We start from the raw sequence: 18990 nt of genomic DNA on the forward strand, positions 1-18990 counted from the left end.
TTATGTTGCTGAAGAAAGTGATCCCCTCAATCCTGTTGTTATCCGTATGCGGCCAGGCGCTGGCGGCACAAATCATTACCGTCAGCCGCTTTGAGATCGGTAAAGAGAAGTGGCCGTTTAACCGTGAAGAGGTGATGCTGACCTGCGAGAAAGATGGTGCGATGTTTGCCATCAACCCGAGCACGCTGATGACATACCCCCTGAACGATATCGCCGACACACTGTTCAAAAACAAACAGGTGAAAGCGCAGCCGATCAGCGTGATCCAGGCCGAAGACAAAGCGCACCCGGGCCAGATGATGAGTCTGCAGCCGATTGTTGAGCGCACCCAGGCGCTGTGCGGTAAATAAACCTGTCGGGTGCAGCACCGCGCTGCGCCCAACCCCTCTTTTTTGCCGTTGCGATCACAAACTGATCCGGTTTATGGTCCTGCGCCTCCCGTTTGCTGGCAATTCCACCGCGCTGTTCTAATGTTAAATGGCAAGGCGACATCGCCTTCATAAATGCCAACTTTTAGCGCACGGCTCCTTGAGAGCCATTTCCCTGGACCGAATATAGGAATCGTATTCGGTCTTTTTTTGTCAGATGCCGCCCATCAGTTAATGATTTTCAATCAATAACTTAGTCTTTTTCCGTTGTGTTCTTCTCCACTCTTCTGCAAGACGCCATTCCATTATGTCATTGCCATTTTTCCTATTCATATAAGTTACAACCCTGCTTTATTACCTCTCTATGAAAGGGACACCGTGGCGATAATCTGCCACCTGTTTTACTCATGGTTGAAGCCCTGCCAGGAGCATCAGGTATAGGCTGTGCAGCCCGTGCGAGAGAAGTTTGCTGAGTGAACGGCGTTGCAGTACTCGGTAATGACCGCTCTACTATCCTGTGGCACTCTATTAAGTCACATGAAAATGAGGGAACGATAATGAATGCAGGGAATGCAATCACCGAACCTGGCAGATATTACACATTTCAGTCACCACTATCGGGCAACGTATTTTTTGAATTGAGACCACGTGTGCTGCCACGAAACGCACAGCCGGTGCTGGATGAGTCCAGCGGCATGTGCATTGGTTATTCTGTGGCTCAGGCTCCCGGTCTGTGGCAGATATACGATGTGCAGGGGCATTTTGTTCGACTTGAAGAGGCACCTCTCGAAACGCCACTGATTGATCCTACAGACCTAGCGCTTCTTGCGTTTGGTGTATTTCGAATTTTCCGCGCTGGCCGCGCATTATTGGAGGCTGGTACACGAGCTGCTATAAGTGCCAGACTCAGCCAGGCAACAATAATGTTCCTGCGTGCCAGGTTAAAAACGGGTTTATCGGCGTGTAACCTGAAAATGACCGAAACAGCGGCGAGGCACATGTATGAGCCGGGTCGCTATGTTCCGTTACATATTCAGGAAAGAGCTATCCGCTATGGCAGACGCATGGCCGATCCTCGCAACGGAGAGGGTATGTATCGTTATGAAACGGAAATGTATAAATTACACCATAAGAAAAATATCACTGAGTATAAGAAGTACACTCTTGAGGTTGTGGTAAGGGTATCAGATTGGACGATAACTCATTTTAAGTATTTTTGATTAACCGACAGGAACGTACATATGTTTGATATCAGAGATGAAGAATTCGTTTTTGCGGTGTCGCCTTTTGAACGGGTTGTCGATAACGAAGTCGATCCGGTTAATCATCACTGGGATTGGATACAGTCCTGGATAGAATTCTCGGTAAGCGGCCTGAAGGTGGCGTTTAAGACTAAGTTCACTGTTGGAGAGTTGAAAATGTTGAAGAAAGAATTTTCAGCTTTTCATCAGGCGATAATTGCTCAGAAAAAGTTAAAGTCGTTTAAATATCAGAGCGATATTCATCAGCTTGATATGATACTGACAAATGAAAATACTATTGATAGCGTTACTATTGATTTTATCCTTCGCCCGGAGCCTCATGCCGACAGCGTTCAGGTTAAAGGCAGCTTTGGCCTTGATGAAAGCTATTTCCCCGACATTCTGAAGAGGCTGGATGAAATGATTCAATGGCAGAATTAAACATTTTTCCATTGAAAAGTTTTAACTGGAAGTTAAGAGTGATATTTGTCCTGCACCAACTGTTGCAGCGGTGACATTCCTCTTAAGCGTTTAAAAATCCTTCCACGCTCGGCGCGAGTAGGTGGTTTAGAGAAATCGATAGCAGCTTCAGAGCCTGCTGGCTCCGTACAGTTATCGACAAAACTCCGAGAGGACGCGAACGAGTCCTTAAATTCAAAACCCAAATCAACGGCACGTTTTCCGCCCTTGACCTCTGGAAGAGGCCGCAACAAACAGAAGAGATAGGCGCCTGCATTAGCAGGCGTTAATTATTTACCCAACCAGCGTCCGGCCAGTGCAGACTCAATTAACAGACGAATAGTCAGCGGATCGTGCGGCGCGTTGAAATCTTCCGGGAAATATTCGGCAAACGTGATAGTTTCTGGATTAATGCCAAATCTTTCAGCATACCGCTCTAGCAATTCATACGCGTCAAGAGGATCCATGCGAAAGTCATTGTTCAGATCGGTATCCAGTTCAAGCTTATAGCGTCTGAACGTAAACAAACTTCTGCCGTTATAATCTTCAACCAGCGCAAATACAGCTTTCTCTATATCCTCGTTTACCATATCTTGTCTTCCTTATGAGCAAGAAGGTTATATTTTGCCGTAGATTTCCAGCCAATTTCTGCCACATCAGCGGCCATAATTACCCAGCCTAAAACCGGGATTGTACGACCGACGAACGTCCCCAGCTTGTGAGTCATTAACATTTTAATTTGAAGAGGGTTTTTAGGGTTCTGTATCCACGTGGGTAATCTGAATGGAAGACGGTAATCCCGTAACAGCTTTCGAGAATAGACCGAAGCATAAGAGGTGCCTTTCCATGCTCCGTTTAGCTTACCGGATACGTCAATCGTATTTTGTCCCGAGTAAATCGCAACCAGAGCGATGATATCCTTTGTACCGCTGAAGTGCTCTGCAGTCACATCAATCATTATCCAGAAATAAAGCTCTCCTGCGGAAAGGTTAGTAAGCCCGCCATAGAAGTAAGTTCCGTTTAACTGCTCCGTTGTATCCATACCATTCCCTTAAATGGGTACTGTAATGGTCAAAACTGTATCACATCAATTCCGGTCACTGCCAGATGCTGGCTGGCGCTATCTGATGCATTTTGCGACTCTCAAATCCATAGTTGTCGCTCCGCTGTATCAAAAGATCACGATGCCCACGCTCGGGTCGTTGAACGCTGCATGATCTATGCATCTTATCCCTCAGCCCACAATAGCTATCATCGCAATGGTGGATCACTTGGTGCATGCTTTAAATGCAGTTTTACTAACGTTCATCTCATCATTGCTACTATGGCAGGTTTTGCCAGCGAGAAGAAAAAGCAAAGAGTCTGTCAATATATAAAGGTCAACGCGCCTCATTACAGATATTTAGTTATTGCGAAACCAATGGGTTGATTTGTGAAAAAAGTAAATATAAGTTATGGGGTGCTCTATGGCTGAATTACAGGATGTTTACTTATGAAATCTTTAATTCATATAGGTTGTTGAAATTGAGGATAAAAATAAAAAAAATATTGGGTGAAGCCTATGTATAACAGCGAAGGGAAAATTGCTTACGCTCTATATGAGATTCTGAATAAATGAAGCGTGCTATTTTATGGCTGATTCATTCATTTTTCTATTTAGTCCCTGCTGCAGTTATTGTGGCTGGCGTGTATATCTTCATCTGCTTTGTTCCGCAGTATGCAGCACTTCTTAGTTTTGCATGGGTTATTGTAGTTTCTTATGTGTATATTAAATTTAACCGATGATGTTGATAAAATCCTGACATATTAGTGAGCTTAAAATTTGGGTTGAAAAGCGAACGCAAAATAACCCTATTAGCTTAAGGTGCCCGGTCTCCATCCCAAAAACCCACTCCACTCTGCAACAGCAGAAACAACCCTGCCAGCCTCGCACCCAAAGCTTACCTGTCATCTTGTCATCACCGCGGTTTGGCTTATCCTTAAAGCTTCAATCAAAAGGAGCATCGTTTATGAAAGCGGCAATTGCTAACAGTGAACACAAGGTTGAAGTGGTTGAGAAGACGCTACGTCCTCTCAAAACGGGCGAAGCACGGCTCAGGATGGAATGCTGTGGCGTATGCCATACCGATCTGCATGTGAAGAACGGGGATTTCGGTGATAAAACCGGCGTGACGCTGGGTCATGAAGGTATCGGTATTGTTGAGGAAGTCGCGCCAGATGTGACCTCACTTAAGCCAGGCGATCGTGCCAGCGTGGCATGGTTCTTTAAGGGCTGCGGTCACTGCCAATACTGCAACTCCGGTAACGAAACGCTCTGCAGAGAGGTCGTTAATGCCGGTTATACCGTCGATGGCGGTATGGCTGAAGAGTGTATCGTCGTTGCAGACTATTCGGTCAAAGTCCCCGACGGGCTTGATCCTTACGCCGCCAGTAGTGTCACCTGCGCCGGTGTCACCACCTATAAAGCGGTGAAAGTGTCCGAGGTTAAACCGGGTCAGTGGCTGGCGATTTACGGTCTTGGCGGGCTGGGAAACCTCGCTCTGCAATATGCGAAAAACGTCTTTAACGCCAAAGTGATCGCGGTTGATGTGAGCGATGGGCAACTGGCACTGGCGAAAGAGATGGGTGCCGACCTGGTCGTAAACTCGGCCAGCGAAGATGCGGCTCGCTTTATTCAGGAGCAAACCGGTGGGGCGCATGCGGCTGTGGTAACGGCGGTTGCCAAAGCGGCGTTTAACTCTGCTGTCGATGCGGTCAGGGCCGGTGGTCGGGTGGTGGCTGTCGGACTGCCGCCGGAAGCGATGAGCCTGAATATTCCGCGTCTGGTGCTCGATGGCATCCAGGTAGTGGGATCGCTGGTCGGGACGCGTAACGATCTGGCGGAAGCTTTCCAGTTTGCGGCAGAAGGGAAGGTGGTGCCGAAGGTGACCAAAAGGAAGATTGGTGAGGTCAATGCCATCTTCGATGAGATGATTCAGGGCAAGATCCGCGGCAGGATGGTAATCGACTTTAGCGGTCAGTCTGCTGAATAATCCGTGCTGATAATCGCAGAAGCCCGCGCCGTGCGGGCTTTTTTATGTCTGTAAGGCCAGTTCCCTCTCTCTGAATGCGTAAGAGCACATTCGGTTAAAGCATTAATAAGCGCGGCTTTATGTTTCATGATGTGATTTTCACTTGAACTTTACCGGTAACATTATAGTTTATGGGGTGAAGTCTGATTACACACATCTGAAGGAGGGTTATTTATGGCTAAGCATCACTTACTAAAATCCATTGAAATTGCAGCGATTGTGCTGTTTGTCCTGATACTGGCGTATCTGGCGGTTACCGGTCTGCTGTCATCAACTGGCGTTGATCACGCCTGGCCGTATCCCAGTAAGTAATTGAGTGCCGCACCAGGGAAATTATAAATAATATAAATAGATAACCGATCCTGATACAGGACATAAAAAACCCCGCAATCGCGAGGTTAATCAGAGTCTACACCAGGCTCACCGAAAGCAGAGTCAGCTCTTCGGTTTCCAGCGACAGGCTTTTTTTGGTTTCGAACATAAAGGCTTCCAGCGCCTCCTCGACATCGTCGCCCTCGATAAAGGCGTGAGTCGTGACATGATTTTCACCTTCAGGCTTAATCACGTAAGAAACAAACCACTTCTTCTTTTGCATAATGCTTATCCTCTTCTGAATAGGTAAATGCCGCGCACCGGCAATACTGAGCTTTCCCGCCAGCAGTTCAGCGGAACATGTACGGGTTCGGTCTGACAAAGACTAATCGAGCGGGGCCGGATGCAGCAGGTCGATCACGTCGTCAATTTCATTGCTGGCCGCATGACGATCAAGGGCAACCGCATAGTAGCGTCCCTTGCAGTAGTGCTTTGTTACCGCCACCCGATGGCCGGTATCGCTGTCAGCTTCACCGCCGGTCAGGGTCTGCAGGTGGGGCGGGATAACCAGCTCACTTTCGAGTTGTTCTGCTTCAATGATCACTGCGCCACCGTCGGTGGATAGCAGCAGATGCTGAATGCTCATGTTCTCTCCTCTGAGTCAGATTGCTAACCGGCAAAGTGTAGTTCACCTCAGCGGGTGTGCTGGCGACGAGCTTAATCAATGCCTGAGCAGGCTCGTTATCACAGCCAATTGCGCTTTTCCTGGCAAAAAAAAAGCCCCGAAGTCGGGGCTTTTAAAAACAGAAGGGCCTGCCTTAAAAACTCAGCTAGTCTGATCGGCCAGCTTCGGCTTCAGCACGCGCTTACCAATCTGAATGCCGGGCTTCTCAACATACTTATAGAGTAAAGAGGCCAGCGCATAGGTCACCGGGATGGCAGAGACGCAGACAATCAGGAAACGCATCATGTCGCTCTTAAACTCGATGTCGGTGTGATTGAGCAGCAGTGCGATCAGCGGGATTACAATCAGCAGATGCAGCAGGTAGACAGAAAACGACACGTCGCCCAGCCAGGTGCTGAGACGGTTGTTCAGCAGCTTACGCGGCAGAGCAATCAGCGTTGCCATCAGGCTGCCCTGCGGGTATTGCCACAGAATCGCCGTCATACCGACGATCATCAGCGCCTCCATAATCACCTGCAGCTTAATCGCGCCCAGGCCCATCGCCACGCTGGCAACCGGGCCGAGCAGCGCAAAAGCGACGTAGAGCAGGGATTTACGGCGAATCGCCTCGGCCAGCAGCATCCCCGACAGGAACATATTCAGCTTTATCAGGATCATTGAAGGCATCTCAAACGCCTCATAATAATCTGCCAGCACATACCGGCCAGCGCAGCAAAGCGCCATGATGCCAATCAGCGAGGCGGCATAACCAAAGCGCAGCGTCACCAGCATGATGAACGGGAACAGCAGATAGAACTGCATCTCCAGCCCGATGCTCCAGTCAGGCAGCACAGTATTAAAACCATATTCGGGCAGCAGGCCGAACAGGAAACTGAAGTGGGTCAGGATGTTTGCCAGCGACTGGTCGTTGTAACGCGACGACTCAGTGGCGGTGCCGGAATAGAAATGAGCAATGGTGTCACGCATCTCGCCAAACCACGGGCCATAAATCAGGGCGATGATTAACAGCAGATAGTAGAGCGGGGCGATACGGAAGAAGCGCCGGATCCAGAACTTCTTGATGGTCTCTGTGCTCTGCCACGGCTCTTTCTGCTGACGCTCGACGTAGTTTTTCGCCATCAGATAACCCGATAACAGAATAAACAGATCGACCCCGATGCCAGGGGATGAAATAAGCGTGATGTGGCAATGAACCAGTAAGCTGATATGGCCAACTAATACCCAGAGAGAAGCGATGCCGCGTAATCCCTCCAGCTCCGTAGACCAACCTCGTGTTGCAGACATAACTATTCCTCGTTTTTATCCGACCTTCGGCGCTCACTAAGCCTCAAGGCAACAGATATGTAAACGGGCCTTTACAAAAGTAAGAAGATTCCGAGCACAGGTGGGAGTGAAAAATCAACCGAAACAGGGCGGGAAAGCACAGGAAGTTAAGGGCGTGCAGTGGCACACCCTTAATCAATATCACTGATTGAGAGGGCCGATCAGGCCAGTTTTAACAGGATCATACCGGCCAGCAACAGGGTCAGGCCGGCCCAGCCTTTGCGGTTCAGCCGCTGGCCAAACAACACCCATCCGGCCGCGACAGTAGCGATAATCCCAAAACCGCCCCAGACCGCATAGGCGATCGAGAGATCGATACCTTTGACCGCCTGAGCGAGTGCGCTGAATGCGAGCAGGACACAGCAAAGTGAAAGCAGACCGTACAGCGGTTTCTTAAACCCATCAGAATATTTAAGGAATATGTTGGCGGCAATTTCCAGCACGATAGCCAGCGCCAGCCAGGACGCATGAACAAGATCAGCGATGAGCATGATTAACCTCCGCTGATGATTGGGTGCCGGTTTTGATCAACACAATTCCGACGATCAGCGTCACCAGCCCACAGATTTTCAGCGCTGACAGCGTTTCACCAAACAGCTGCACGCTGAATAACGTAATCAGCATGATGCCGATACCTTCCCACAGCGCATAAGCCACGCCCAGGGCGATACGTTTAATGGCGAAACTCAGCAGAATATAAGAACAGGCAATCATGCCCAGCATCATCAGGTAGCCGGAATGGCTGCCATTGATGCTGGACCATTTCATAAAAAGGGTACCAATAATTTCAGTAACAATAGCGAGTGATAATAAAACCCAGGCGCGCATGGGTGCTCTCCAGCAACGATAAATGACGACCTGCAACAACGCACAACGTGCGGGCAGACTCAGAACAGTTCGAAGTGGTGAGGGGACTACAGGGCGTTACGCCAGTGCTGATCGGCGGCGTTCCAGCCAGAAAGGCAAGAGGGGGAATACAGGGGGGGTGACATGAACATTCTGCTCATAAAATTTACAACACATCCACATTGTTGCTTCTCATCAGTGGACGGATAGTGCCTCCGGTTAAATAGACGCTGGATTTATAGCATTCTGCACATCACCAAATCAACAGCAGATGCTGCTTTGTTTGATGTCTGTTAAGGTTTGATGGTTTGAGAATGATGAAGTGTGGAAAAGGATGTGTGGTAAACCATAATGAAAAAAATAGCCGGGCAACAGAAGTGCCCGACGATTATTAAGTGACGGTGTCACGTATTATTCAGCGCGCTGCGGAACCGTGCGAACGGGCGCATCACCCGCAACATAGTAAGCGGCGGTGCTGCGCGGCAATGGATCGCGACCACGAATCTTATCGGCAATCTTCTCGCCAATCATGATAGTGGTGGCGTTCAGGTTACCGGTGATGATCAGCGGCATAATCGACGCATCCACTACGCGTAAGCCTTCCAGTCCATGCACACGACCTTCGCCATCAACGACGGACATCGGGTCGTTACCCATCTTACAGGTGCCGCACGGGTGATAAGCGGTTTCGCCGTGGTTACGCACGAACTCATCCAGCTGCTCATCTGTCTGGCAATCCAGTCCCGGACTGATTTCACGGCCACGGTACTTATCCAGTGCTGGCTGATTGATGATCTGGCGCGTGATGCGAATCGCATCGCGGAACTCATGCCAGTCCTGCTCATGCGACATGTAGTTAAACAGAATGGCCGGATGACGACGCGGATCGCGTGACTTCAGGCGTACATGACCGCGGCTTGGAGAACGCATCGAGCCAACGTGACACTGGAAGCCGTGGGCATCAACCGCGTTGGAACCGTTGTAGTTAATCGCCACCGGCAGGAAGTGATACTGAATGTTCGGCCAGCTGAACTCTTCGCGGCTGCGGATAAAGCCACCCGCTTCGAACTGGTTGCTGGCGCCAATACCGGTGCCGTTAAACATCCACTCCGCACCGATTTTCGGCTGATTCCACCACTTCAGAGCCGGATAGATTGAGACCGGTTCTTTACACTCATACTGCAGATACATCTCCAGATGGTCCTGCAGGTTTTCACCCACGCCCGGCAGGTCGTGAACCAGCGGGATGTCGAACTGTTTCAGCAGCTCAGGAGAACCCACGCCAGAACGCTGCAGGATCTGCGGCGAGGCGATAGCGCCGGCACACAGCAGCACTTCACGGCGCGCGGTCACTTTGTTGATGGTGTTGCTGTCGCCCTGCAGATACTCCACGCCGACCGCACGCTTGCCATCGAAGATGATGCGATCGGTGGTGGCATGCGTGATGATCTTCAGGTTGGCGCGGCCTTTGGCCATATCGAGATAGCCACGCGCGGTGCTGGAGCGACGACCGTTTGGTGTGACGGTACGATCCATCGGACCGAAACCTTCCTGCTGATAGCCATTAAGGTCGTCAGTGCGCGGATAACCTGCCTGCACGCCCGCCTCAATCATCGCTTCAAACAGCACGTTATTGCCCGCTTTAGGCGTTGCAACACACACCGGGCCGTCGCCGCCGTGGAAATCGTTCGGGCCAATATCGCGGGTTTCCGCTTTACGATAGTAAGGCAGGCAGTCCAGATAGCTCCAGTTCTCCAGCCCAGGTTCGCTGGCCCAGTTATCGAGATCCATCGCGTTGCCGCGGATATAACACATGCCGTTAATCAGTGATGAACCGCCCAGACCTTTGCCGCGACCACACTCCATGCGGCGATTGTTCATGTAAGGCTCTGGCTCGGTTTCATAAGCCCAGTTATAGCGCTTGCCCTGTAACGGGAAGGCGAGGGCCGCAGGCATCTGAGTGCGAAAATCAAAGCGGTAATCCGGGCCGCCCGCTTCCAGCAACAGGACGCTCACGTTGCTCTCTTCAGTCAGACGGGTAGCCAGAACGTTTCCTGCGGATCCGGCTCCAATAATAATGTAATCAAATTCCATTCATCGTTCCTCAGGTTAAGTGATTAAAAGACTGACTGAAAACGCGTCAGCTCAACCTGCACGGACTTCACCTGGGTGTAGCTCTGCAGCGTCATCAGGCCATTCTCACGGCCAATGCCGGAGTGCTTGTAACCCCCCACTGGCATCTCTGCGGCTGATTCGCCCCAGGTATTAATCCAGCAGATACCTGCTTCGATCTGATGAATCACGCGGTGCGCCTTATTGAGATCCTGCGTCACCAGTCCGGCGGCCAGACCAAATTCGGTGTCATTGGCGCGGCGGATCACTTCTTCTTCACTTTCGTAGCTCAGGATCGACATGACCGGTCCGAAGATCTCTTCACGCACAATCTTCATCTCATCACGGCAGTCGGTGAACACGGTTGGTGCAACCCAGGCACCCTGGTCGAAATCGCCACCGGTCAGACGTTTGCCGCCACACAGAACGCGTGCGCCTTCAGCGATGCCGGATTCGATATAACGCATCACATTGTCGCGATGGCTGAAGCTGACCAGCGGACCAAAGTTGGTCGCCGGGTCACGCAGATCGCCTGCCTGAATGCGGGCAACGCGTTCGCTGATTTTCGCCTCGAATGCGGCCTGCAGTTTTGCAGGAATAAAGACGCGGGTGCCGTTGGTGCAGACCTGACCGGAGCTGTAGAAGTTCGCCATCATGGCGATGTCGGCGGCCAGATCGAGATCGGCATCATCAAAGATGATCAGCGGTGATTTACCACCCAGTTCCATGGTGACCTCTTTCAGCGTTGAACCTGCTGCATTGGCCATCACTTTTTTGCCGCTGACGACGCCACCGGTAAAGGAGACTTTGTCGATGCCAGGATGCTCAGTGAGCAACTGACCGGTGACTGAACCGATGCCCGGCAGCACGTTGAACACGCCATCCGGCAGGCCCGCTTCGGTGTAAATTTCCGCCAGCTTCAGGGCAGTGAGCGGGGTCATTTCACTCGGTTTGAAAATCATCGCGTTACCCGCTGCCAGCGCGGGCGCGGATTTCCACAGGGCGATCTGAATCGGGTAGTTCCAGGCACCGATACCGGCTACCACGCCCAGCGGTTCGCGGCGGGTGTAAACAAAGGAGGTTTCGCGCAGTGGGATCTGCTGACCTTCCAGCGCCGGAACCAGACCGGCGTAATACTCCAGTACGTCTGCGCCGGTGACGATATCGACCGCTGAGGTTTCGCTGTAAGGCTTACCGGTATCGAGCATTTCCAGCTCTGCCAGCTCATCATTACGCTCACGCAGAATATCGACGGCGCGACGCAGGATGCGCGAGCGCTCCATGGCGGTCATCGCGGCCCAGACTTTCTGGCCTTTTCTGGCGGCAGCAACGGCGCGATTGACATCTTCCTGGCCGGCGGCATGAACCTCTGCCAGCACTTCGCCGTTGACCGGGTTAATCGTCTGGAACGTTTCGCCAGACGCTGCGGCAACATAAGCGCCATCGATGTAGAGTTTCTGCTCGGTGAATCGGGACATGTTTTCTCCTTCCGTTATTCGTGCTCGCCAGCCAGTTGCTGACGGATGAATTGGGTGGTCAGTGTGAGGGCGATGACCGGGTTAAATGGCTTACCGCTCAGCGCGGCGCGCAGCCACAGACCATCTATCAGGGCAGCCAGCCCGTGTGCGGCCAGACGTGCCTTCTCCAGCGGCAGTTCACGCCGGAATTCGACCACCAGCGTTGAGTAGAGCCGTCGGCTGCTGACCCGCTCCAGGCGATTAAGCTGGGGCTGATGCATGCTGCTCGACCAGAAGTCGAGCCAGGCTTTCATCACTGCCGTGTGCACCTGGGTATCATCAAAATTCCCCTCAACGATGGCACACAACCGCTGTTCTGCAGAGGCACCGGCCAGCGGTTCTAGCCGCGACAGTACCGCCTCCCGCAGTTGACGCGTCACATCACGCATCGTGGCTTCCAGTAAGCCGTTCTTATCCTTGAAATAGTGACTGATGATGCCGGTGGATACCCCCGCCCGACGGGCGATCTGGGCGATAGTGGCATCATTAATCCCCACTTCATTAATCGTGCTCAGGGTCGCATCAATCAGTTGCCGACGACGTATCGGCTGCATCCCTACCTTTGGCATAGCTCCAGCTCCACCCTCAAATCGAGCCCCTATTTAAACTTTTTTTGATTGCACGTTCAATATAAAAAGAAAATTTGTTAGGATGCTGTTCTTTAAATGTAGCGAAAGCGAAACGGCAATGAGTGCTAAAATAGGCTGGTTTGCCTGAGCGATTAACAGGAAGTGACAGAACGAAACAGGGCCGCACGGCCGGAAAGCCGTGGACGGCAAGACTTATCCATTGCGTATTTTCAGGACATTAACCAGAGGTAACCGATGAATAATCCACCTGCCGGTGAAAAAGACAGACTCAATCCCGTTGTATTTTATACCTCTGCCGGATTGATTCTGACGTTTTCACTTGTGACGATTCTCTACAGTGAACTGGCCGCGAGCTGGATCCTCAAGGCGGTAAACTGGGTTTCCGCCACCTTCGGCTGGTACTACATGCTGGCTGCCACGCTCTATATTGTTTTTGTGTTGTATATGGCCTGCTCACGCTTTGGTTCGATCAAGCTCGGGCCTGAGCACTCCAAACCCGAGTTCAGCGTCCTCAGCTGGTCCGCCATGCTGTTCGCCGCCGGGATCGGCATCGACCTGATGTTCTTCTCGGTCGCCGAGCCGGTGACGCAGTATATGCAGCCGCCGGAGGGGGCAGGGCAGACGATGGAAGCGGCCCGCCAGGCGATGGTCTGGACGCTGTTCCACTACGGACTCACCGGCTGGTCAATGTATGCGTTGATGGGCATCGCGCTGGGCTACTTCAGCTATCGCTATAACCTGCCGCTGACCATCCGTTCCGCGCTCTATCCCATCTTTGGTAAACGCATCTATGGCCCGATTGGCCACACCGTAGATATCGCCGCCGTGGTCGGCACCATCTTTGGTATCGCCACCACGCTCGGCATCGGGGTCGTGCAGCTTAACTATGGCCTCAAAGTGCTGTTTGATATCCCGGAAGGCCTGACCGCGCAGGCCGCGCTGATTGTCCTCTCCGTCGTGATCGCCACCATTTCTGTCACGTCGGGCGTCGATAAAGGGATCCGTATTCTCTCTGAGCTGAACGTGGTGATGGCGCTGGGACTGATTCTGTTTGTGCTGTTCTTCGGCAACACCGAGTTCCTGCTGAATGCGCTGGTGCTGAACGTCGGGGATTACATCAACCGCTTCATGGGCATGACGCTCAATACCTTTGCCTTTGATCGTCCGACCCAGTGGATGAACAGCTGGACGCTCTTCTTCTGGGCGTGGTGGGTGGCCTGGTCGCCATTCGTCGGCCTGTTCCTGGCGCGTATTTCGCGTGGTCGTACCATCCGTGAGTTCGTGCTGGGCACGCTGATTATTCCGTTCACCTTTACGCTGTTGTGGCTGTCAGTGTTCGGTAATGCCGCGCTGTATCAGATCATTCACGGCAATACGGAGTTTGCGCAGGAAGTGATGAACCATGCGGAGCGCGGCTTCTACAGCCTGCTGGCGCAGTATCCGGCGTTTAAACTCAGCGCCTCGGTCGCGACGATCACCGGTATGCTGTTCTACGTCACCTCGGCGGATTCCGGCTCACTGGTGCTGGGTAACTTCACCTCGCGCCTGAAAGACATCAACAGTGATGCACCGAACTGGCTGCGTATCTTCTGGTCTGTGGCGATTGGGGTACTGACCCTGAGCATGCTGATGACCAACGGTATCACTGCCTTGCAGAACACTACGGTGATCATGGGGCTGCCGTTCAGCTTTGTTATCTTCTTTGTCATGGCGGGGCTGTTTAAATCCCTGAAGATTGAAGATCACCGTCGGGCCAGCGCCACGCGCGACACCGCGCCCTATCTGGCTCATGCGACCGATCGCCTGACCTGGAAGAAGCGTCTGTCGCGCCTGATGAACTACCCAGGCTCGCGTTATACCCAGCAGATGATGGAAAAAACCATCTATCCGGCGATGCAGGAAGTGGCGAAAGAGCTGGAGCTGCGGGATGGCCGGGTCACGCTGGAGAGCGTTGAGGCGGATGAAAGCAACCCGATTGGCTATCTGGATCTGCGCGTCCATCTGGGCGAGGAGCAGGACTTTATCTATCAGGTCTGGCCGCAGCAATATTCGATTCCGGGCTTTACCTATCGCGCCCGCAGCGGTAAGTCGACCTACTACCGGCTGGAAACCTTCCTGATGGAGGGCAGTCAGGGTAACGACTTAATGGATTACAGCAAAGAGCAGGTGATCATCGACATACTGGATCAGTATGAGCGACACCTGAACTTCATCCATCTCAACCGTGAAGCGCCGGGCAGCAACATCAGCTTCCCAAGCGCTTAAATCAGGGCCCGTCAGTGAGCAATTGCTGGCGGGCTTTTTTTTCGCTACCGTCGTCATGAACAATACCGCTTCACCTGCCGAAATCGACTATCTTTAGGGCTTTGCTGGCCTGATGCCTGAAAAGCGTAGACAGGGAGTCATATGGGAAAAATATTCAGTACGTTTCTGCCGCTCTATACCACTACGCTTCTGATGCTGCTGGGTTCCGGTTTACTGACTACCTACGTCTCGTTACGGCTGGCCAGTGAACAGGTTAATGGTGCGCTGATCGGCGCGATTATTGCGGCCAACTATATCGGGCTGGTGATTGGCGGCAAGGTGGGGCACAACCTGATTGCCCGCGTCGGCCATATCCGTGCCTACGTGGCCTGTGCCGGGATCATTACCGCCTCGGTTGTAGGTCACGGGCTGACAGACTTTATTCCGCTGTGGGTCTTTCTGCGTCTGATTATCGGGCTCTGCATGATGTGCCAGTACATGGTGCTGGAGAGCTGGCTCAACGATCAGGCGGAATCTTCCCAGCGCGGCATGATTTTCGGCCTCTATATGGTCGCCACCTACCTTGGACTCAGTGGCGGACAGGTGATACTGAGCCTGCAATCGGGGTTTGGGGTGAGCACGCTGCTGATTGTGGCGCTCTGTTTCGCGCTCTGTCTGGTGCCGATTGCACTGACCACCCGCACTCACGTCCGGCCCATGACACCGGCGCCGATGGAGCTGGGCTATTTTATCCGCACTATTCCCAAACTGCTCGGCACCACCCTGGTGACCGGCATGGCGATTGGCGCGTTCTATGGCCTGGCACCGGTTTATGGCAGCAGCAAAGGCTTCACCACCAGCCAGACCGGTTATTTTATGAGTCTCACGATTTTTGCCGGGCTGGTGTCGCAGTTTCCGCTAAGCTGGCTCTCTGATCGCTACGACCGCCAGCGGCTGTTATTCATTATTGCCATGCTCTTTGCCGTGGCCTGCGTGCCGCTGGTGGTACTGCCGCATCTGACCTTCCACTGGATGATTGGCATCGCCTTTGCCGCCAGCATGATGCAGTTTGCGCTCTATCCATTGCAGGTGGCTCTGGCCAACGATCAGGTCGCCGCCGATCGTCGTGTCTCGTTAACTGCCTGTCTGCTGATGGCGTTTGGTATTGGCGCCAGTATCGGCCCGCTGGTGGTCGGTGCGCTGATGCAGCCGCTGGGCAGCAATATGCTCTATCTCTTCTTTATGCTCTGTGCGCTGGTGATTGGCGGACTGAGTTATGTGCGTGCGCCGGGTCCGCTTCCGACGACCGAAGTACCGTTGCCGCATGTGGTGATGCCTGACAGTCTGGCGACCTCGCCATTGGGTGCCGCGCTGATCCCGACGCTGGAAGAGGAGGTGATTCATGCGTCGATGGGCGGTCAGGAGCCGGAAGAGGAGAGTGCTGAGTTCGATGACACAGCTGACGAAGAGGATTTGCCCGATGACCTTCCTGAGGATCAGCGGCACAAATAGCAGCGGCAAAGCACCGCTGACTGCACCATTAAAGCAGGATGTCCGGATCTGACACACTCTTGTCCGGTTGCTGGCTCGACATTCGGGTCAGCAACCGCGAAGCTGGCGCATACCGCTTTTTTGAGGAGTCACACCATGCTGGAACTTCGCCCCAATTGTGAACGCTGCGACGTTGATCTGCCGCCATCTTCTCTGGCGGCACGCATCTGCTCGTTTGAATGCACGTTCTGCGCTGACTGTGCTGAGCATCTCACTCATCTTTGCCCTAACTGCGGCGGTGAGCTGGTGCGCCGCCCGGTGCGTCCGGCAGAGAAACTGCAGAAATATCCGGCTAAAATGCGTAGCTGATCCCAAATGACTACAGATATGGTGGGGGCAGAATAGCCTGGCGCGCCTGATCGCATTATGATGTATTTCGTCCCTGACAGAGCTACCACCTTTACTGAGTGCCGGAGATAAGCGCCGGGAGGGACGCTCCTTTCACCTCTCTTTAATCGCCTGGCCCGACCCCTTGCACCCAGCCTCCTTTGCATTCTGCTTTCCAGCGCGTCATGCCAGTACAGGGTCAGCCCTGACTATACTCTGAAGATGTTTTCAGCAGACAAAGGCCGGGTGCAGCGATGTATTACCAATCCCTGAATGGCGCAGCGTGGCGACGGATCTGGGTGGTCGGCGATCTGCATGGCTGCCGCCGCGAACTGGATGCGCTGTTGCAGCAGCATCAGTTTGACCCGCAGCTGGACTTACTGATTTCGGTGGGTGACATCATCGATCGCGGTCCCGACAGCCTGGGTTGTCTGGCGCTGCTGGAGGAGCTCTGGTTTCGCTGCGTGCGGGGGAATCATGAGGAGATGGCGCTTTCAGCACTACAGGGGCAGGAAATGGCGCTCTGGCAGATGAACGGTGGCGACTGGTTCTTTCGGCTGCGTGGTGCAGCGTTGATTGCGGCGCGTCACGCGTTGCAGCGTTGCCGTGAGCTGCCGCTGATTCTCCATCTGCAGCTCGATGAGCGAATTATTGTGATTGCCCATGCTGATTATCCGGCCCGGGAATATGCGTTGAATAAGCCACTCGACTGGCAGCAGGTGGTCTGGAGCCGTCAGCGGCTGGAGGCGATGGAGTCAGGCGAACGGGCGGGCATCCGTGGCGCAGACGCCTTTTACTTCGGACACACGCCGCTGAAACGGTCGCTGACGATTGCCAATCTGCACTACATCGATACCGGCGCAGTGTTTGGCAATCATCTGACGATGGTGCAAATAAAGTGACTCAGCGGAACAGGCGTCCGTCGCGCACCAGCTCCCGCGGATAGCTGTTCTTGATACGGCTGCCGACTTTTTTAGCCAGCCCCAGCGGCTGCTGCTGATAAGTGACAATCATCTCATTACGGGTGGGTTCCGTTTCCGGGTAGATATCCCGGCCGCGATACCACTCTTCCGCCTCTGCTGCGGTGAGCTCAAAAGTCTGCGCCGCATCGGGTTTTGCCAGCGCAATCACCGCTTCATGCTGCCAGCGATAGCCTTTAGCAAAAGTTTCTGCCAGCTTCAGGCCGATGCGCGAGAACCGCACTTTGCCCAGCAGCGGGGTGACGGCCTTCGGGAACAGCCAGATCTCTTTATCACGCTGCCACAGCTCCAGCGACGCATCCCATTTAAGAGAGACAGCGGCGGCGGCCTGGGCTATCTCACTTTCCAGCTTGCGGCTGAGGTGGGAGAAGGGCAATTTACCCACTTTGTAGCCCGGCAGCGGTAAGGGCTCGACCGACGCGGTTTTACGCAGCCGCGCAACGAAAAAGCCTTCGCTGTCGAACATCTGCGGGAAGACATGCAGATAGCCCTCGGGCGTCGCGGCCTGTCCGGCACCCTCAAACAGCCCATCGAGCGCTACAACCTCTACAGCGTCCGGATAGCGCTCCAGCAGCCAGGCAATGACCTGCTGATTCTCAATCTGATTCAGGGTGCAGGTGGAGTAAACCAGCGTGCCGCCGGGTTTGAGGGCGTGGAAGGCACTGTCGAGCAGATCGCGCTGGGTCGCGGCGATCTCATGCGTACTTGCCAGCGACCAGTTTTTCAGCGCATCAGCATCTTTGCGAATCACCCCTTCGCCGGAGCAGGGAGCGTCGAGCAGGATGGCGTCGAATTGTTCCGGCAGGGCTGGCCCGAAGACCCGCGCGTCAAAGTGCGTTAAGGCACTGTTGCTGACGCCGCAGCGGCTGATATTGGCGTGCAATACTTTAACCCGGCTGGAGGAGAATTCGTTAGCCAGGATAACGCCCTGATTGCCCATCCGCGCAGCAATCTGGGTCGTTTTAGAACCCGGTGCCGCCGCCATATCCATCACGGCGCTGACCTCTGGCTGGGCGTCAAACAGCGCGGTCACCGGCAGCATGGAGCTGGCCTCCTGAATGTAGAACAGGCCACTGAGATGCTCAGCCACGCTGCCCAGCGGCAGGCTCTCATCTTCCCGGCTGATCCAGAATCCCTCTTCGCACCACGGCACCGGCGTCAGCTGCCAGTCATAACGCGCGGTCTGACTCAGAAAGTCAGCCACGCTGATCTTCAGGGTATTGACGCGAATACTGCGGCGCAGGGGTTGCTGACTGTAGGCAATAAATTGCGCGAGGCTCGCCTCATCGGGCAGGCTCTGGCGCATTAACGAGAGAAAATCGGCGGGGAAAAGCGAAGAAGCATCTGACACGGGCACATTCCAG

The 18990-nt window shown here is 53.4% G+C and carries 20 protein-coding genes; 9 read left to right on the top strand and 11 right to left on the bottom strand.

All coding sequences use genetic code 11. The annotated features are described in order from the left end of the window. The first annotated feature begins 2 nt into the window (after positions 1–2). The 3 genes from ACX8ZY_RS08845 to ACX8ZY_RS08855 all read left to right on the top strand — a co-directional run bounded on the left by ACX8ZY_RS08845 (position 3) and on the right by ACX8ZY_RS08855 (position 2050). The gene (locus ACX8ZY_RS08845) at positions 3–350 is read left to right on the top strand and encodes a YebY family protein (RefSeq protein ID WP_124890037.1); all 348 of its coding nucleotides are present in this window, start codon (positions 3–5) and stop codon (positions 348–350) included. A 575-nt stretch (positions 351–925) separates the two neighbouring features. After that, positions 926–1588 carry a hypothetical protein gene (locus tag ACX8ZY_RS08850; protein ID WP_233267938.1) on the top strand — a complete coding sequence of 221 codons (663 nt, stop codon included), beginning with the start codon at positions 926–928 and terminating at the stop codon, positions 1586–1588. 21 nt (positions 1589–1609) lie between these two features. Then, positions 1610–2050, top strand: coding sequence for a WapI family immunity protein (locus ACX8ZY_RS08855; RefSeq protein ID WP_060680375.1), 441 nt, complete (start codon positions 1610–1612; stop codon positions 2048–2050). 308 nt (positions 2051–2358) lie between these two features. On the opposite strand, the gene ACX8ZY_RS08860 is transcribed toward ACX8ZY_RS08855, so the two are convergent. Both ACX8ZY_RS08860 and ACX8ZY_RS08865 read right to left on the bottom strand, forming a co-directional pair. Next, positions 2359–2658: a DUF1493 family protein gene (locus ACX8ZY_RS08860; RefSeq protein WP_158131631.1), complete on the bottom strand. Its 300-nt coding sequence runs from the start codon at positions 2656–2658 to the stop codon at positions 2359–2361. Next, positions 2652–3110 (bottom strand): STM2901 family protein, encoded by a 459-nt coding sequence (locus ACX8ZY_RS08865; protein WP_022625527.1) that lies wholly within the window; start codon positions 3108–3110, stop codon positions 2652–2654. The genes ACX8ZY_RS08860 and ACX8ZY_RS08865 overlap by 7 nt, the downstream gene beginning before the upstream one ends. A gap of 967 nt (positions 3111–4077) precedes the next feature. Here ACX8ZY_RS08865 and adhP point away from each other — a divergent pair. Together adhP and ACX8ZY_RS08875 are read left to right on the top strand one after the other, a co-directional pair. Continuing rightward, complete coding sequence (adhP, locus tag ACX8ZY_RS08870) at positions 4078–5100, top strand: alcohol dehydrogenase AdhP (RefSeq protein WP_010258714.1); 1023 nt, start codon at positions 4078–4080, stop codon at positions 5098–5100. Between the two features lie 213 nt (positions 5101–5313). Next, positions 5314–5451: a hypothetical protein gene (locus ACX8ZY_RS08875; protein WP_010258717.1), complete on the top strand. Its 138-nt coding sequence runs from the start codon at positions 5314–5316 to the stop codon at positions 5449–5451. Between the two features lie 97 nt (positions 5452–5548). Here the strand turns inward: ACX8ZY_RS08875 and ACX8ZY_RS08880 are convergent, their stop codons facing one another. The 8 genes from ACX8ZY_RS08880 to betI all read right to left on the bottom strand — a co-directional run bounded on the left by ACX8ZY_RS08880 (position 5549) and on the right by betI (position 12503). After that, positions 5549–5734 (bottom strand): hypothetical protein, encoded by a 186-nt coding sequence (locus ACX8ZY_RS08880; RefSeq protein WP_062757819.1) that lies wholly within the window; start codon positions 5732–5734, stop codon positions 5549–5551. Positions 5735–5836: 102 nt separating this feature from the next. Beyond that, entirely contained in the window at positions 5837–6097 is a 261-nt protein-coding gene (locus ACX8ZY_RS08885) for a hypothetical protein (RefSeq protein ID WP_010258727.1), read from the bottom strand. Between the two features lie 180 nt (positions 6098–6277). Then, positions 6278–7420: an acyltransferase family protein gene (locus tag ACX8ZY_RS08890; protein WP_010258734.1), complete on the bottom strand. Its 1143-nt coding sequence runs from the start codon at positions 7418–7420 to the stop codon at positions 6278–6280. A gap of 200 nt (positions 7421–7620) precedes the next feature. After that, positions 7621–7950, bottom strand: coding sequence for a multidrug/spermidine efflux SMR transporter subunit MdtI (gene mdtI / locus ACX8ZY_RS08895; RefSeq protein WP_010258739.1), 330 nt, complete (start codon positions 7948–7950; stop codon positions 7621–7623). Beyond that, complete coding sequence (mdtJ, locus tag ACX8ZY_RS08900; RefSeq protein ID WP_158131633.1) at positions 7937–8287, bottom strand: multidrug/spermidine efflux SMR transporter subunit MdtJ; 351 nt, start codon at positions 8285–8287, stop codon at positions 7937–7939. The genes mdtI and mdtJ overlap by 14 nt, the downstream gene beginning before the upstream one ends. Before the next feature lie 429 nt (positions 8288–8716). Then, positions 8717–10399 carry a choline dehydrogenase gene (betA, locus tag ACX8ZY_RS08905; protein WP_010258743.1) on the bottom strand — a complete coding sequence of 561 codons (1683 nt, stop codon included), beginning with the start codon at positions 10397–10399 and terminating at the stop codon, positions 8717–8719. 23 nt (positions 10400–10422) lie between these two features. After that, the gene (gene betB / locus ACX8ZY_RS08910; RefSeq protein ID WP_010670776.1) at positions 10423–11895 is read right to left on the bottom strand and encodes a betaine-aldehyde dehydrogenase; all 1473 of its coding nucleotides are present in this window, start codon (positions 11893–11895) and stop codon (positions 10423–10425) included. Between the two features lie 14 nt (positions 11896–11909). Next, the gene (gene betI / locus ACX8ZY_RS08915) at positions 11910–12503 is read right to left on the bottom strand and encodes a transcriptional regulator BetI (protein WP_010258750.1); all 594 of its coding nucleotides are present in this window, start codon (positions 12501–12503) and stop codon (positions 11910–11912) included. A gap of 255 nt (positions 12504–12758) precedes the next feature. On the opposite strand from betI, the gene ACX8ZY_RS08920 reads away from it, so the two are divergent. The 4 genes from ACX8ZY_RS08920 to ACX8ZY_RS08935 all read left to right on the top strand — a co-directional run bounded on the left by ACX8ZY_RS08920 (position 12759) and on the right by ACX8ZY_RS08935 (position 17548). Further along, positions 12759–14789: a choline transporter gene (locus ACX8ZY_RS08920; RefSeq protein ID WP_010258753.1), complete on the top strand. Its 2031-nt coding sequence runs from the start codon at positions 12759–12761 to the stop codon at positions 14787–14789. A gap of 141 nt (positions 14790–14930) precedes the next feature. Then, positions 14931–16280 carry an MFS transporter gene (locus ACX8ZY_RS08925; protein WP_010258755.1) on the top strand — a complete coding sequence of 450 codons (1350 nt, stop codon included), beginning with the start codon at positions 14931–14933 and terminating at the stop codon, positions 16278–16280. A 135-nt stretch (positions 16281–16415) separates the two neighbouring features. Further along, positions 16416–16628 (top strand): DUF1272 domain-containing protein, encoded by a 213-nt coding sequence (locus tag ACX8ZY_RS08930; RefSeq protein ID WP_010258758.1) that lies wholly within the window; start codon positions 16416–16418, stop codon positions 16626–16628. Positions 16629–16900: 272 nt separating this feature from the next. Continuing rightward, the gene (locus ACX8ZY_RS08935) at positions 16901–17548 is read left to right on the top strand and encodes a metallophosphoesterase (protein ID WP_158131635.1); all 648 of its coding nucleotides are present in this window, start codon (positions 16901–16903) and stop codon (positions 17546–17548) included. A gap of 1 nt (position 17549) precedes the next feature. On the opposite strand, the gene rsmF is transcribed toward ACX8ZY_RS08935, so the two are convergent. Then, on the bottom strand, positions 17550–18977 hold the full coding sequence (gene rsmF / locus ACX8ZY_RS08940; RefSeq protein WP_199252812.1) for a 16S rRNA (cytosine(1407)-C(5))-methyltransferase RsmF: 1428 nt from the start codon (positions 18975–18977) through the stop codon (positions 17550–17552). Between the last annotated feature and the right edge of the window lie 13 nt (positions 18978–18990).

It is taken from the genome of Pantoea sp. XAF26B01_ASV70 (assembly GCF_054512635.1).